Source organism: Aquimarina addita (assembly GCF_039539305.1).
Classification (GTDB): domain Bacteria; phylum Bacteroidota; class Bacteroidia; order Flavobacteriales; family Flavobacteriaceae; genus Aquimarina; species Aquimarina addita.
The window spans coordinates 223,227-237,896 of sequence record NZ_BAABCW010000004.1 but is presented as its reverse complement, the minus strand read 5'-3'; the positions used below and the strand labels follow the sequence as shown (position 1 = coordinate 237,896).

Genomic DNA, 14,670 nt, shown 5'->3' with positions numbered 1-14,670 from the left:
AGCGTAGTGGTCTTGTTTCTGATACCTCGTTAGCAAAATTTTTTGGATGTTAGAAAGTAATTAATAAGATTATGAGGTGCCACCTGTATTATCTTTTAGGTGACTACTGTTTTTTGCCAGTAATAAATTAATAACCAATAACTAATATAATAGAGAAATGAGTTTAGAACAGACATGGAGATGGTATGGGCCTAATGATCCGGTTTCTTTATCAGATATCAGGCAAGCAGGAGCTACTGGAGTAGTTTCGGCTTTACATCATATTCCTAATGGAGAAGTATGGACTGTAGAAGAAATACAAAAAAGAAAAAATGAGATTGAAGAAGCAGGACTTTCCTGGTCTGTAGTAGAAAGTGTTCCGATCCACGAAGCTATTAAAACACAGGCTTCAGGTTTTGAGAAATTTATTACAAATTACAAAACTACTTTAAAAAATTTAGGGACTTGTGGAGTACATATTATATGTTATAATTTTATGCCAGTATTAGATTGGACAAGAACTAATCTGGAATATGAAGTAGCAGATGGCTCTACTGCGCTACGTTTTGATGCATTAGAATTTGCGGTTTTTGATCTCTTATTATTAAAACGACCTAATGCAGAAAAGGAATACTCTACAGAACAAATAAAACAGGCAAATGTTTTAGCGTCTAATATGACTGAGGATCAAAAACAACAATTAATTAACAATATCATTGCAGGATTACCAGGGGCAGAAGAAGGGTATTCATTAGCAGATTTCAATGATATTTTGGCAACTTATAAAAATATAGGATCAAAAGAGTTGAAAAAGCATTTGTTCTATTTTCTTTCTGAGATCATACCTACTGCAGAAAAAAAAGGTATACTTATGTGTATTCATCCAGATGATCCTCCATATCCTATTTTGGGACTACCCAGAGTTGTAAGTACTGAAAAAGATATCGTAGATATATATACAGCTGTGGATAGTCCTAGTAACGGATTGACTTTCTGTACAGGATCTTTTGGTGTACGTGCTGATAACGATCTTCCAGGAATGATAAAGCGCCTTGGGCATCGAATACACTTTATTCATTTACGCAGTACTAAACGTGATGAACAAGGTAATTTTCATGAGGCAAATCATTTAGAAGGAGATGTAGATATGTATAAGGTAATGAAAGCATTAATTTTTGAACAAAATAAACGCAAAATTAATGGTCGCACAGATTTGTCTATGCCTATGCGTCCCGATCACGGACATAAAATGTTAGATGATCTACAGAAAAAAACCAACCCGGGATATTCTGGTATTGGTAGATTGAGAGGGCTTGCAGAATTGCGTGGATTAGAATTAGGTATCAAACAATCAATGTAACTCTATACAAACTAGAAATTAGAAACAGTAAGTAATACTTGCAATTCATTAATAGAATAAAAATTGAAGTACAAAATAACTATATAAACTATAATCTTATGGCAACAACTTATGAATCCAGATATGCTTCTAACCCAAAAGCGGTAAAAGCTTTGGATACAACAGAATTAAGAGAAGAATTTTTGATTAATAATTTAATGCAGGTAGGAAAAATAGCATTGACATATACACATTATGATCGGTATATTGCTGGATCTGCTACACCAGGAGCTTCTCCGTTAAAATTAGAACCGATTGATCCGTTAAAAGCAGATTATTTTCTGGAAAGAAGAGAACTTGGAATTATTAATGTAGGTGATGCAGGAGAGGTAGTAGTAGATGGCACCTCATATGCATTAGGATACAAAGATGCATTATATATAGGTAAGGGAAGTAAGGATATAACTTTTAAAAGTAATAGCGCTGCAAAGCCAGCAAAATTTTATCTGAATTCTGCACCTGCACATCATGCATATCCAACAAAAAAAGTGACTAAAGAAGAGGCAAATAAAATAGAATTAGGATCATTAGAAACTGCAAATCATAGAACTGTGGTGCAGATGATTATAGGAGGAGTTGTAGATACTTGTCAGTTACAAATGGGAATGACAGAGTTAAAGTCTGGTAGTGTTTGGAACACGATGCCCGCGCATGCTCACGACAGAAGAATGGAAGTGTATTTTTATTTTGAAGTCCCAGAGGAGCAATCAGTGTGTCATTTTATGGGAGAAACTCATGAAACGAGACATATATGGATGCAAAATGAAGAAGCAGTAATTTCACCACCCTGGTCAATTCATTCTGGTGCAGGAACCTCTAATTATACATTTATTTGGGGTATGGCAGGAGAAAATCTGGATTATTCTGATATGGATACATGTGCAATAACCGATCTTAAATAATAAATATATGTCAACAACATTATTTGATATCAGTCAAAAAACAGCATTAGTAACAGGTGCAACTCATGGACTAGGAATGGCCATGGCAAAAGGTTTGGGATTGGCTGGAGCTACCATTATTATAAACGGGAATTCTTCTCAAGAGAAAATAGATAAAGCCGTTAGTGAATTTAAAACGTTAGGAATTGACGCCAAAGGATATCGTTTTGATGTTACAAATGAGGAAGCGGTACAAAGAGCGATACACAAAATTGAGTCTGAAGTAGCTCCTATTGATATTCTTATTAATAATGCTGGGATTATTAAACGAATTCCGCTGGAAGACATGGAAGTTACTGATTTTAAAAAAGTAATTGATGTTGATTTAGTAAGTCCATTTATTGTCTCTAAGCATGTGGTAAAGGGTATGATCCAAAGAAAAGCAGGGAAGATAATTAATATCTGTTCTATGATGAGTGAATTAGGTCGCAATAGTGTAGGAGCATATGCTGCAGCAAAGGGAGGACTAAAAATGCTTACTCAGAATATGGCTACAGAATGGGGGAAACACAATATACAAATAAATGGTATTGGTCCCGGATATTTTGCTACTTCGCAAACTGAACCGATTCGTATTGATGGACACCCTTTTAATGATTTTATTGTAGGAAGGACTCCTGCCGGTAAATGGGGGAATCCTGAGGATCTGGCTGGTGCGGCTATTTTCTTAGCATCTAAAGCCAGTGATTTTGTAAATGGTCATATTTTGTATGTAGATGGTGGAATTTTAGCAACCATAGGAAAACCAGCAAATGAATCTTGATAAGGTCATGAAAACCTTTATAATTTTCATTAAAAATATCTCTTATTTCATTTTTTAGTAACTAAATACACTGGTACATGGACATTGCAAAAAAAATAGGAATGCTTACTGTTATTCTTTTACTTTTGAGTGCTTGCACTGAGAAGAAAGAAACAAAAGTACTTCGTTTAGCACATACATTGGATATTAATCATCCAGTACATAGGGCGATGGAAATTTTAGGTGAAAAGCTAAAAGAAAAATCTAAGGGAAAGCTTACTGTTCAATTGTACCCTAGCGGTCAATTAGGAGCTGAACGAGAATGTCTCGAATTGTTACAAATAGGGAGTTTAGATATAACCAAAGTTTCCGCTGCAGTTTTAGAGAATTTTATCACAGAATATAAAGTGCTTAGTATTCCTTATTTATTTCGCGACAGGGCTCATGCGTTTCAGGTTTTTGATGGAGAGGTAGGAGCATCCATGCTTACTAAAGGCGATAAATTCAGACTAAGAGGACTTACTTTTTATGATGCAGGTAGTAGAAGTTTCTATACTAAAAATAAGCCTATTCATACTCCAGCAGATTTAAAAGGACTTAAAATCAGAGTACAAAAGAGTAATATGGCAGTAGCGATGGTCAACGAGCTAGGAGGAGCTCCAACACCCATATCCTGGGGTGAATTATATACGGCTTTGCAACAGGGAGTAGTAGATGGAGCAGAAAATAACCTCCCTAGTTTTTATACTTCGAAGCACTATGAAATTTGTAAATATTTTAGTTTGGATCAGCATACATCCGTTCCGGATGTGTTGTTAATAGGCCTGGATACGTGGGAACGATTGAATAAAGAGGAGCAAGGCTGGCTGGAGGAGGCTTCGAGAGAATCTACTACTGTACAAAGGCAGTTATGGGCAGCTTCAGAAGAAAAAGCATTAATCGAAATCAAAGCTGCGGGAGTAGAGATTATAACTCCTGACAAGACTAAGTTTGAGGAGCAAACTACTACTATTGTAGACTTATTTAAGGATGAACCAGAGGTGCTGGAATTGATAAAAAACATTAAACAAATAAACTTATGAAAATAGTAATTGATACCTTATTAGAAAAAGTACTTATTGCTATTTTATCCATTATGCTTTTTAGTGTAATATGGCAGGTGTTTTCCAGATTTATTTTACAATCACCAAGCACGTTAACCGATGAAATTTCTAGTTTTTCATTGATTTGGCTGGGATTATTAGGAGCTACGTATGCAACTGGTAAACAGTTACACCTGGCTATTGACTTAATTCCTTCATCTGTAGTGAATAAAAGACCTTTATTGTATAATGGAATTGTTCATCTCTCGGTATTTCTATTTGGATTACTAGTAATGCTGATTGGTGGAGCTCGTTTATGTTGGCTTACTTTTTTATTTGAGCAAAAGTCAGCGACATTAGAGATTCCTTTAGGATATATTTATTTAGTTGTTCCCATCAGTGGCTTATTAGTTTGCTATTATTCGATATATACTTTATTAAAATCTACTAAAAAATTAAAGGCATAACCTATGAATTATACTGAAGTTTTAATCCTTGTTCTTAGTTTTTTAGTATTTCTTTCACTAAGAGTTCCTGTAGCGTATGCGATAGGTTTATCAGCATTACTGACTTTGATTGTTGCGATGCCATTTTTACCTTCGGTTACCACCTTAGCGCAGCGTATGGCAACTTCTTTGGACAGTTTTACACTATCTGCCATTCCGTTCTTTATTTTGGCAGGGCAGATTATGAACAGAGGTGGTATTGCCATTCGTTTAATTAATTTTGCTAAAGCTATTGTAGGACCTTTACCAGGAGGTTTAGCATTTGTAAATATTATTGCTTGTATGTTATTTGGGGCTATTTCCGGATCAGCAGTTGCAGCTGCATCTGCTATTGGTGGATTTATGAATCCTATGATGGAAAAAGAAGGATATGATAAATCATTTAGCGCAGCAGTAAACATTACAAGCGCTACAACCGGACTCATAATACCTCCTAGTAATGTGTTGATTATATATTCATTAGCAAGTGGAGGTGTGTCTATTGCAGCTTTATTTATAGCAGGATATATACCTGGTATCCTAATTGGGTTGGCATTAATGTTAGTAGCTGGAGTTTATTCTATTATTAAAAAATATCCAACAGAAAAATTAGTAAGTATAAGAGAGTTTTTTAAACGATTGTTTGATGCTTTGCCTAGTTTATTATTATTAGTCGTAGTGATTGGTGGTATTGTGGCAGGGATTTTTACAGCGACTGAGGCTTCTGCAATTGCAGTGATTTATACTTTTGTATTAGCATTATTGTATAAAGAAATATCTATTAAAAGTATAACTCCCATTCTATTAGAAACTATCAAAACTTCGGCTATTGTTTTACTATTGATTGCTACTTCTATTGCTATGTCTTGGGTGATGTCTTACGAAAATATACCACAGGAAATTAGTGAAGCCTTATTAACTATTAGTGATAACCCTATTGTTATTTTAATTATTATTAATTTGATATTATTATTTGTAGGTGTTTTTATGGATATGACACCAGCGGTTTTAATTTTCACACCTATTTTTTTACCAATAGTTACAGATCTGGGAATGAATCCTGTTCATTTTGGAATTGTAATGATTCTTAATCTGTGTATCGGGTTATGCACGCCTCCTGTTGGTTCTGTACTTTTTGTAGGGTGTAGTGTTGCAGAGTTGAGTATTCAGAAGGTAATACGCCCCCTGTTACCGTTGTTTATTATTATGATAGTAGTCTTACTGTTGATCACGTATATACCTACATTAAGTCTATGGTTGCCAGATATGTTTGATTTGTTGTCTTAATAAGTTGTTTTTGATCAAACAGTATTTATTGTTTTATCCTTTATTAAGCCATTAGTATTTATTTATTCTCTGATGGAAGCCTGCTTTTTATGAATTTGAACTGGCCATTATGATTTGATTCGTGTTCACATACATGAAACCATTTGCAATAATTATTGGTAGGTCCCCAAGGCCATTCTTTGTCTACAGTCATTAACCATTTGTCATCTCGTTTGGCAAATTCTTTGAGCGTAACATCTCTGACATCTTTTAATTTTTTGAGGTAAAAATTGATATCGTTACCTTTTATAACTTTTCGTGCTTCTTCCCCTAACGCTGAGGCAGTACTCCATTTCAGCTTATCTTCTTCACTCCAATCCCCCCAGTTCTTTCCTTCAAATGTATGAATTTGATAAAACCTTTCTGTAGCCGCCAGATGCCATAACATAGCACCTATAGAATTGGCTCTGTCATCAACTAAATAATCTAAATCCTCAATACTCATTTCTTTTACAGGATGTAAAATCACCATACGCATCCAGTCCATCATAGAGACGAGCGTTCCAATTTGTGGACTAAAGCCTTTTTTTGGTCCGATAATGTTTATCTCATCTTGTGTTGTTTGAGGATATGCCATAGTCGTATTGGGCAGAGCAAAAAGACTACTTGTTCCTAAAGCTACTAATGAAGACTTCCTGATAAATTGTCTACGATCAAAATTTGAATGTTCGTTTTTCATAGCACTTTTTATTTTTATGTTAGCGTATCAGATATAATCTACATTCTAAATTTGCTCTCAATAACATTTTTTAGTTTGAATATAGACACTTATTTACTAAGTTCATCTAGTACTTCTTTAATAATCAAATCTGATCCAGTATATTTATTATCTTTCAACTCATACCAATGTCTCATACGTGGCAGTTTAATTCCGTTGATAAGTATTGACTCTTCAAAGTAGATTCTTTCTCCCTGATCTGGTTTATCCGGTGAAATAATCTCAATTCCTTTAACTTCCATATTTGATTTTGAGATAAATAGATTCCAATATTTTGAGATTACAGGTTTTGCTAGTTCAATTTCTAATTTATAACATTCTTCTCCTTTAAAAATACTTTCTGAAGTATGGGTAATTTCTTTGAGCGCATTATCTAAGGACATTGGTAAACCATATAGTAATTGATAAAATTCTCTATATCCAGTATTACGTGAAGCGTCTAATCGATATTTTTTAATTAAAAGGGTATCAGTTTCTATTTTTCCATCTAATAAGACTAGGTTAGCTCCATTGTTATCAATTATGTATTCTGCAATATGCTGTTCCTTATTTCTTGATAAACTAAAAGCATTTGTAGCATTATTAAGTTTTAAAATAGAATACCGTTGTGGATTAGAAATCCTTGGTTCCTGAATATGGATATTCAGATGAGTAGTACTCCAGAGATCTAAAGAATCGTGTTGACGTATTGTTTTTTCTAAAATAAGTTTCCCATTAATTTCTTTTTCTTGATTGCATCTTACTAAAAGAAGAGATAGTAGTACTAAGATTATTAGTCTCATAGCATTTATTTTCTAACGTATTGTCAACTCGTTTTCCTGTTTAAATTTAATGAATTATAAACGAATTTGTAGTGTTTATAGAATCGTTTTAATGTTTCCAGATTATTTCACTACCAAGAGCCCATTCGGATAACACCTTGCAACCAAACATATATTGTTTTGTTTTTTCAGGATTAGTAAGTAAATCCCAAACCTGTTTTTTATTAGTATTAAATACTACTACTTTTCTAATAATCATTGATTGTTTCATCTTTATATAGTTCTAATTAAAGACCCAAATTTGATAGATATTTATCATTTTAGATTATAGGATCCGGAGTATTCCTTATGCTATTTGGCGAAATTACAAATTGTTCTTTAAATGCCTTTGAAAAATGTTGTGGAGAGCAATAGCCTATTTCATAAGCAATTTCTTTTGCCGTTTTAGAGGTGTCAAGCAATAATCTTTTGGCCAGGTCCATTCGGGTTTGATGTATATAACCAAATACGGGAGTGCCGAATAGTTCTTTAAACCCTCTTTTCAATTTGTACTCGTTTAATACTACTAACCTTGAAAGTTCGCTCAAAATTGCATTTTCGTGATTTATTATTTGTTTTTGATACTTTGTACCCTTGAGTCGATGTAGTTTATTAGCTTATTTCATTCACATAGAACCAACATTGACAAAAGGCACTACTGGTAACTTTTATTTTTTTGACCACACTTTGTAGCATAAGAAGAAACCTCTGTTTTAATCTAAATATGTATTACAACCCTCTACAGTATAGTTAAGAAATAAATAATAACTGTCTAATCGTTATTTTTTGATTCCCAATTCTTAAGCTTCTATTCCTGATTAAGAATAGGTGTGCATATTTCAATTATAAATCCGTTTAAATCTCTGACGTAACCCACTTTCTGTTCCCAGGGCTTTGTTACGATGTCTTCTAAAAGTACAGCTCCATTTTCAATTGCATTTTTCATCACTTTTTCTACTTCGTTAGTTGTAAAAGCTAATTCGATTCCAAACGGTTTTTCTTTTAAGGTACTTTCTGTAAATCCCTTTTTAAAATTTGATCTTCCCAGCTCAAGGTTTGCAAATGCAATTGTTGTAGTTCCTGATATGATTTCTCCATAATCATTTTCTGGTGTCAGGAATTTTTGTTTGAAGCCAAAAGCATTGTTATAAAATTCTATTGTTTTTGGAACATCATTCACATAAAGGATGGTATAGGCATACTGTATTTCCATTTTTTATATTTTTTTATTGATGGAGATTAATGTTATCTAATATCACCTTATTTTCTTGCTTTGAGAGTAAGTTAGCAATGTTGTTGCTAATTGATAAAAGCTGAAATTTTAAGTTTTTAGTTCGATTACAAAGTTAGTCTACTATTAGATGTATACTTTGTAAAAAAGCGACATTATCTAAAGAAACCAGGATTTTCACCCGTAATGCGATTGAACTCATAGTTCATATGAGAATGGTCATAAAAACCCATATCAAATGCAATTGATAAAAGACTTGTTTCTGAGAAAGATGCTATTGCTTTTTTTGTAGTACTGAAACGAACAATGCTTGCGAACTCTTTTATGGTCAGGCCCATATAATTTTTAAAACGTCTCTCTAATTGTCTCAAACTTATGTGGTTTAAAGTTGCTAAATTTCTAATACTCATGTTCCCCTTTAGCAATCTTATATTTTCTGCAACAGATAGTACCATTTTATCTTGTTTTTCATAGTTTTCTCTTAATGTTATTGAAATAAAATTTTCAAGAAAGCTTATCTTAGCTGGTATTGTTGCTAAATCGCTTAATTGTTTCAATCTATCCAGATTGTGAGCCAGAAATATTTGTGACCATTCGACTCGTGAATTTTTAATTTCATTTAGTGGAATTTTAGATAATGAACCAAAGTTTTCAGTTTTAAAACGTATTCCAAGTAAGTCTGATTTAGCAGGTAATTCCCTATGCTGGAAATTTGTCATAACTCCTGAAATAAACCCTTGATCGTGAGTCAGGTCAAATATCAAATCTGTACACGTATCAGGTAATAACTTAAAGTTTTCAAAAACTTCATTATTGGAGAATGTCCAAAAAGAGTCTATTATATGATAAACTTCTGCGGCTGGTTTTATCTTTTGGTACATTATTTTTAAATTCTATTCAAAATTTCTTTATTTATCAGGTTTACCTTAATTGGAAACTCTGTTTTTTTTTTGAAAAAGCTATAAAAGATACATTACTATAAGAAATTAATAACGCTTTTTGCACGGTGAATGACACACAAGTATTTGATTTACAAAAATAGGAGACAAGATAATGCGATTACTTTCAGTTTATAAACAAAGATAGTAGAAAAGAACTAGCATTTAATGCACGCTCTTAACCACTTATCATATACACTTTATTATATAGTTTTTAGAATCTATATTTAACTCGAATGTTAAAAATAAAGGAATTTTATTTTACATTAATTAATCTATCAGTATTGGTTTTTATTTTTTTTAGTCCAATCCATTCATGCTTAATATCTTTCATTAGAAGCGCATTGTCAAATTTTACAGAACCTTTTGGGAAAATATCAGTATTCTCAAAAAAACTAGACTTAACTTTTTTTACGTCTAAAAGTGACACCCTCCAGTTATAAGCTTTGAGTTCTAATCCATCAAAATGATTTTTGTCGGGAGAATATCCAATAGAACCGTTTTCAAAAAAATCAGAAACACAATTCATGTTTTCAAATACACTTTCTTCATTCCAATTAGAGGTTTCACTAGCCTCAATTGCTAAAGAAGTCTCATCATCACTAATAAACGATACATCGTAGTTTCCACCAGATTCATAACTTCAAATTTAGCATGATTATGAATTCCCGGAAAGATAGTTCCACCGGCTAAAGAGTTTAGTTTCGAAGAAGTATCTCTTCTGGGAATGTAAACTCCTTCTTTTAATTTTCCGTTTTCTGTCCATTCTACCGCAATCCTGTGAGCCCCATTCTCAGAAGAAATTCCGATTTGTTTTGGTAGGCCTTTAGGTCTGATTTCTTTAAGTCTAATTAAGCATATTCCAGCAATTCCTTTTCCATTGACTAACTTAGGTTTAAATGGTTTGGGTAAATAATTTTCTAAAACTTTGCTATCAACTTGGTAATTGATAAGAATTCGTCTGTCAATTATTCCTTTTATTTTAGGTATTTTCATTTTTAGCTAATTATCAATAACGCCATATTTATAAAGCAAGGTAGGGGCAGTTACACTTTAATTAATAAAAATTTAGTCTAATCCTATAAGATGATTGTTTTACGATTGGAGCTAAACCTTATTTTGATTTTATATACAATTTGATCAATAATGTATTTATTTTAGAAAAATTTTTTTCAAAATTGGGTAGCATCAAATTTTACAATAGTAGTGTCATTTTCTACAGTAAAATCTATCCACTTGTTTAGTGAACTTCCATTTGTATAATACCCGCACTCACTTATTTCAGCTTTCCCATTTGAACGGGTAACATATAATACATATCCTCCATCAAATTTATTATGTTTCATGGATAGGAATTTAGTGACAGTTTCGTTTGGTGCGATGCTATTAATTTCAATTACTTCCAGTTTTTCTGTTGTTGTAAATTTTACGTTGCTAATTTCTTGACTTGAGTGATTTTTAATTTTAATTTGAATCCCATTTTCTTCAAACAAGAAACATGAGTTTAAAGTTAAAAGTAATAGTATTGCAATTATTTTTTTCATAAATTTTACAACTTGTGTATGAAACATAGCACTAATGTACATCTTTTGTCCTTATTTTTTGATAAAGCTAAATTGAAAATTTATTAACCTACTAAACACACGTAAGCCTTATCTAAATAAGGTCTAACTCAATAAAATTTCTTTTTCTTCCAATTTGTATTTTGATAATGTTTGATTGCTAATTTTCATTTTATATAGTTTCTTAATAATTAGATAACAAAGAAACAAAGGATATGTGTCCTTTGTTCCTATCATAAATCTTGACAATTTAAAATTGCCTAAGAATAAGAAAACAGATAATTGTGGCCTGTTAACTATCATAATCTACTGTGTAGAAACGGATTTTTGCAGTTCCTCCTTTTTGTCCTGATCCATCGGCGTTATTAAGAATATAGCATCCGGCTTTGAAGTGTGCCGTTGAAGAATCTTTTAAGGTAGGTTCGTCATACAAGCTATAAAAACTACCTGCACTGTTTTTGATTTGTACTTTTATTCTGTTATTTCCAGAAGAAACTTTTAATTCATAAGCAGTATTCATAGAATATTTTAAACGATCTCCATTACTATTAAGAACATATCCGTTACTATCTAATTTATCTGCTCCTAATTTTACTGCATCTCCGCGCATTCTGAGATAGAATTGGCTACTGTTACTGGTTATTCTCTGAGCTAGTATAAGGAATAAGTCATCATTACCGGTATGTATCTGCGTAAACCCTATTTGTTTAGAATCTGAAAATTGTGTAATCCTCATTTTGATTTTTAAGGTACGTGTATTTCCTCCATTAGTATTCCATTCTGTATTTTGTCTTAATTCTGTTCTTGTGCCTGTAGTATTACAAGAAGTTGTATTAGCATTACCAGGTGTTGTAAATTCTACACTATTACTATCATAGGCTTTAAAATAACTACTATGGCTATACGTTTTTAATGAAGTATTAGAGATATTAAGCACTCCGGCGTTAAAGCTTTTACCACTACAACTATAACTGTTACTGGCAATAGGTACTTGTAGCTTCCAGTCAGAATCATTTAATTCTAAAAGTTGGTAAGGATTATTACTTGCTTTGACAGCGGTTGCTTCTATAGCTTTTGGTTCACTATCATAAGACTCAAGTGCATCTGTTGCACAAGAGGAGAGGAGTCCTATACTGATAAACTTTATACAGGAAAAAGATAAAAAGGAAGTGTGGTGATGATTTGACATTTTATTTAATTTTAAATTAACTAATCAATAAATTTTTAGTTAATTTATTGTATAATTATCACAATATGAGTGCTTGGTTTGATGTAAGAACAATCATATGCCTCTTCTTGTACTATTGTGTCTTGGAGTCGATACATAAGGTTTAAAGAGGCTTTAATCAATAGGATTTATCAAGGCTCTGCATTGAGTGTAGCGTATAGAATCAGGATAAAGGAGTTTTGATTCTTGTATTGACGCGGTCTTGTTTGATAGCAAGTATTCATGGGTTGAGGTAGTTCTTTTTAAGTGTTTTATGTATTGTTATTTTGATTTTAATTTCTTCTGTACGACAGTATCTTATATCAATAATAATAGTAATAGCGTGATTTTAGTTGCTAATTTTTACTTACTTTTTGGCAAATAAGATAGATTTCTTACTATCTGAAGCTTTTATTGAAGCAATGTATAACCCAGTTTCTAAGTTAGATACATCTATTAGCGTAGTAGTGGTTTCTGGATGAATAGTTGTTATTACTTTTCCTTGAATATCAACTATTTCTATGATTGTATTTTTGATATTAACCCCCTGAATGGTCAGATGATTAGTGTGTACAGGGTTAGGATATAACATAATATTTTCCAAAGATTTTGAGTTATCAAAAGCTTTATTACATGCCGGAGTAGAAGATGAATTACTAAAATAGATGGAGAATCCTTTAGTTTTAGACACCATTATAAAATCATTTCCATTTTTAGTTACCCAATAAGAACCATCCAGATTTGCAATTCCGGTATTTGATAAGGTAACTTCTGGTTTAGCGTTTTTTAATTGATAAGACATACTATTCTTGTAATCAATATACCAATCCGGAGTTCCGTTCTTAGTATTAAAAGCAAATTGGTACAATCCATTATATTGTGGGTTCCAATTGATTGAAAATTCTTTGATATTACTAAGGTTAGGACCTCCATTTCCTACTACATATGTGTTGCTATAAGAGATTTTATCCATGGCACCAATACCACTGGCAATCGGAGTTCCATAAGAGCAAGAAGTATTATTGTTAGTGTCTGTAGTAACGATTATTGTTCTGATTACTTCTGTAGAAAGTCCTTCTTGCCCTTCTTCAAAAGCTCTGGCACCTATAGTATAAGTTCCTGCTTCTGTAGGTGTCCAGGTTACACTATAAGGTGATGTCTTATCTAATTTGTAATAACTACCATTTATTTTAAAGTTAACCCGATCTACATCTCCGTCTGGATCTGCTGCATCTGCTCTTAGCGTAATCGTTTCACCTAACGTGAAAGTTTGATTATTCTGAGATGGATTGGTTAATGCTACTGTGGGTGGTTTATTAGGATCAGAAGAAGTACCAGAGGGAGTTGCTGCTGCTAAAGTTGTAGCAATTCTCATTTCATCGTAGTAAGTACTTACGTCAAAGTTGCAAGCATTAGCGTTATATGACCCCCATTTTGGATAAACAACGGTTCCATCAAATGTCTTGTGATATGCTCTCTTACCATCAGATGATAGTGTTACTTTGTATTCCTGAAATTCAGAATTTATTAAAGTTTGTTTCTCACCATTATACCAAAATTCTATATATCCAACATCTTCATTTCTAGATAGCTTTATTTTTATTACGAAACTAACCCAGGTGTTTTCTGGAATAGATTGATTCCACAAAGTAGTTTTACGTTTGCTAATAGATCCACTACAAGAATTCCAGGATGGGTAGCAAGGTCCCCAGGCATTCAGACTTATATTCCCATTTTCATATCCCATGTTAAGCGGATAATTTTGTGTGTTATTTTGATTACCTGCATCAGTTTTCCATTGCCATACAGCAATTCCGCTGGTAATATTAGGTGTTGAATTTATTTTCCAACGCCATCCGTAATATAATACATCGCCATCTTTGGGTACATAATTATTAATTGTACCTGTAGTTCTGGCAAACTCGCCTCTTTTCTGACCTTTTGGTTTACGAACCTCCCAAACTTTTCCATATTCAGAATCGAATGTGGTGGTAGCTGTGGACGAATTATTGGATTGATTACTACAGTCATCACCTGCATTACCAGAATCAAATCTTCTGAAACTGCTCGTCACATTATTATCAGGATCTCCATACCAAAGCACTTGGCTATGAGTATACATCCCAACTAATAAAAATGTTATTAGAAAAGCAATTTTTTTAATTTCATGTTTTTTCATAATTTTTTGTATGTATTGTGATACATAGGCTGATAATCTGAGGAGATCAACCTATGTATACTTGACTGATTTTGTGAGTTA

The 14,670-nt window shown here is 32.7% G+C and carries 17 protein-coding genes; 6 read left to right on the top strand and 11 right to left on the bottom strand.

All coding sequences use genetic code 11. The features are described 5' to 3' along the window. Nucleotides 1-157 precede the first annotated feature (157 nt). From uxuA to ABD816_RS07600, 6 genes are all read left to right on the top strand, one after another. Nucleotides 158-1,339: a mannonate dehydratase gene (gene uxuA / locus ABD816_RS07625; RefSeq protein WP_344926121.1), complete on the top strand. Its 1,182-nt coding sequence runs from the start codon at nt 158-160 to the stop codon at nt 1,337-1,339. Nucleotides 1,340-1,437: 98 nt separating this feature from the next. Then, the gene (kduI, locus tag ABD816_RS07620) at nt 1,438-2,280 is read left to right on the top strand and encodes a 5-dehydro-4-deoxy-D-glucuronate isomerase (RefSeq protein ID WP_344926119.1); all 843 of its coding nucleotides are present in this window, start codon (nt 1,438-1,440) and stop codon (nt 2,278-2,280) included. Between the two features lie 7 nt (nt 2,281-2,287). Continuing rightward, nucleotides 2,288-3,082, top strand: coding sequence for a gluconate 5-dehydrogenase (locus ABD816_RS07615; protein ID WP_344926118.1), 795 nt, complete (start codon nt 2,288-2,290; stop codon nt 3,080-3,082). Nucleotides 3,083-3,159: 77 nt separating this feature from the next. After that, nucleotides 3,160-4,143, top strand: coding sequence for a TRAP transporter substrate-binding protein (locus ABD816_RS07610; protein WP_344926117.1), 984 nt, complete (start codon nt 3,160-3,162; stop codon nt 4,141-4,143). Further along, the gene (locus ABD816_RS07605) at nt 4,140-4,610 is read left to right on the top strand and encodes a TRAP transporter small permease (RefSeq protein ID WP_344926115.1); all 471 of its coding nucleotides are present in this window, start codon (nt 4,140-4,142) and stop codon (nt 4,608-4,610) included. Before ABD816_RS07610 ends, ABD816_RS07605 begins: the two co-directional genes overlap by 4 nt. Before the next feature lie 3 nt (nt 4,611-4,613). After that, complete coding sequence (locus ABD816_RS07600; RefSeq protein ID WP_344926113.1) at nt 4,614-5,915, top strand: TRAP transporter large permease; 1,302 nt, start codon at nt 4,614-4,616, stop codon at nt 5,913-5,915. A 58-nt stretch (nt 5,916-5,973) separates the two neighbouring features. Here ABD816_RS07600 and ABD816_RS07595 read toward each other — a convergent pair whose 3' ends face one another. The 11 genes from ABD816_RS07595 to ABD816_RS07545 form a co-directional block, all read right to left on the bottom strand. Further along, the gene (locus ABD816_RS07595; RefSeq protein ID WP_344926112.1) at nt 5,974-6,633 is read right to left on the bottom strand and encodes a DinB family protein; all 660 of its coding nucleotides are present in this window, start codon (nt 6,631-6,633) and stop codon (nt 5,974-5,976) included. A gap of 89 nt (nt 6,634-6,722) precedes the next feature. Further along, complete coding sequence (locus tag ABD816_RS07590) at nt 6,723-7,454, bottom strand: DUF6503 family protein (RefSeq protein WP_344926110.1); 732 nt, start codon at nt 7,452-7,454, stop codon at nt 6,723-6,725. An 88-nt stretch (nt 7,455-7,542) separates the two neighbouring features. Next, complete coding sequence (locus tag ABD816_RS07585; protein ID WP_344926109.1) at nt 7,543-7,704, bottom strand: SRPBCC family protein; 162 nt, start codon at nt 7,702-7,704, stop codon at nt 7,543-7,545. A gap of 49 nt (nt 7,705-7,753) precedes the next feature. Then, nucleotides 7,754-8,020, bottom strand: a complete 267-nt coding sequence (locus tag ABD816_RS07580) for a helix-turn-helix domain-containing protein (RefSeq protein WP_344926107.1) — start codon at nt 8,018-8,020, stop codon at nt 7,754-7,756. 260 nt (nt 8,021-8,280) lie between these two features. Continuing rightward, nucleotides 8,281-8,685 (bottom strand): VOC family protein, encoded by a 405-nt coding sequence (locus tag ABD816_RS07575; protein ID WP_344926105.1) that lies wholly within the window; start codon nt 8,683-8,685, stop codon nt 8,281-8,283. Between the two features lie 173 nt (nt 8,686-8,858). Then, nucleotides 8,859-9,584, bottom strand: coding sequence for an AraC family transcriptional regulator (locus tag ABD816_RS07570; protein ID WP_344926103.1), 726 nt, complete (start codon nt 9,582-9,584; stop codon nt 8,859-8,861). A gap of 313 nt (nt 9,585-9,897) precedes the next feature. Then, nucleotides 9,898-10,170 (bottom strand): hypothetical protein, encoded by a 273-nt coding sequence (locus ABD816_RS07565; RefSeq protein ID WP_344926102.1) that lies wholly within the window; start codon nt 10,168-10,170, stop codon nt 9,898-9,900. 53 nt (nt 10,171-10,223) lie between these two features. Beyond that, complete coding sequence (locus tag ABD816_RS07560; protein WP_344926100.1) at nt 10,224-10,637, bottom strand: DUF2071 domain-containing protein; 414 nt, start codon at nt 10,635-10,637, stop codon at nt 10,224-10,226. Between the two features lie 176 nt (nt 10,638-10,813). Continuing rightward, the gene (locus tag ABD816_RS07555) at nt 10,814-11,185 is read right to left on the bottom strand and encodes a hypothetical protein (RefSeq protein WP_344926099.1); all 372 of its coding nucleotides are present in this window, start codon (nt 11,183-11,185) and stop codon (nt 10,814-10,816) included. A gap of 310 nt (nt 11,186-11,495) precedes the next feature. Continuing rightward, nucleotides 11,496-12,392, bottom strand: coding sequence for a polysaccharide lyase family 7 protein (locus tag ABD816_RS07550; RefSeq protein WP_344926098.1), 897 nt, complete (start codon nt 12,390-12,392; stop codon nt 11,496-11,498). A 385-nt stretch (nt 12,393-12,777) separates the two neighbouring features. Further along, complete coding sequence (locus ABD816_RS07545; protein ID WP_344926097.1) at nt 12,778-14,589, bottom strand: Ig-like domain-containing protein; 1,812 nt, start codon at nt 14,587-14,589, stop codon at nt 12,778-12,780. Between the last annotated feature and the right edge of the window lie 81 nt (nt 14,590-14,670).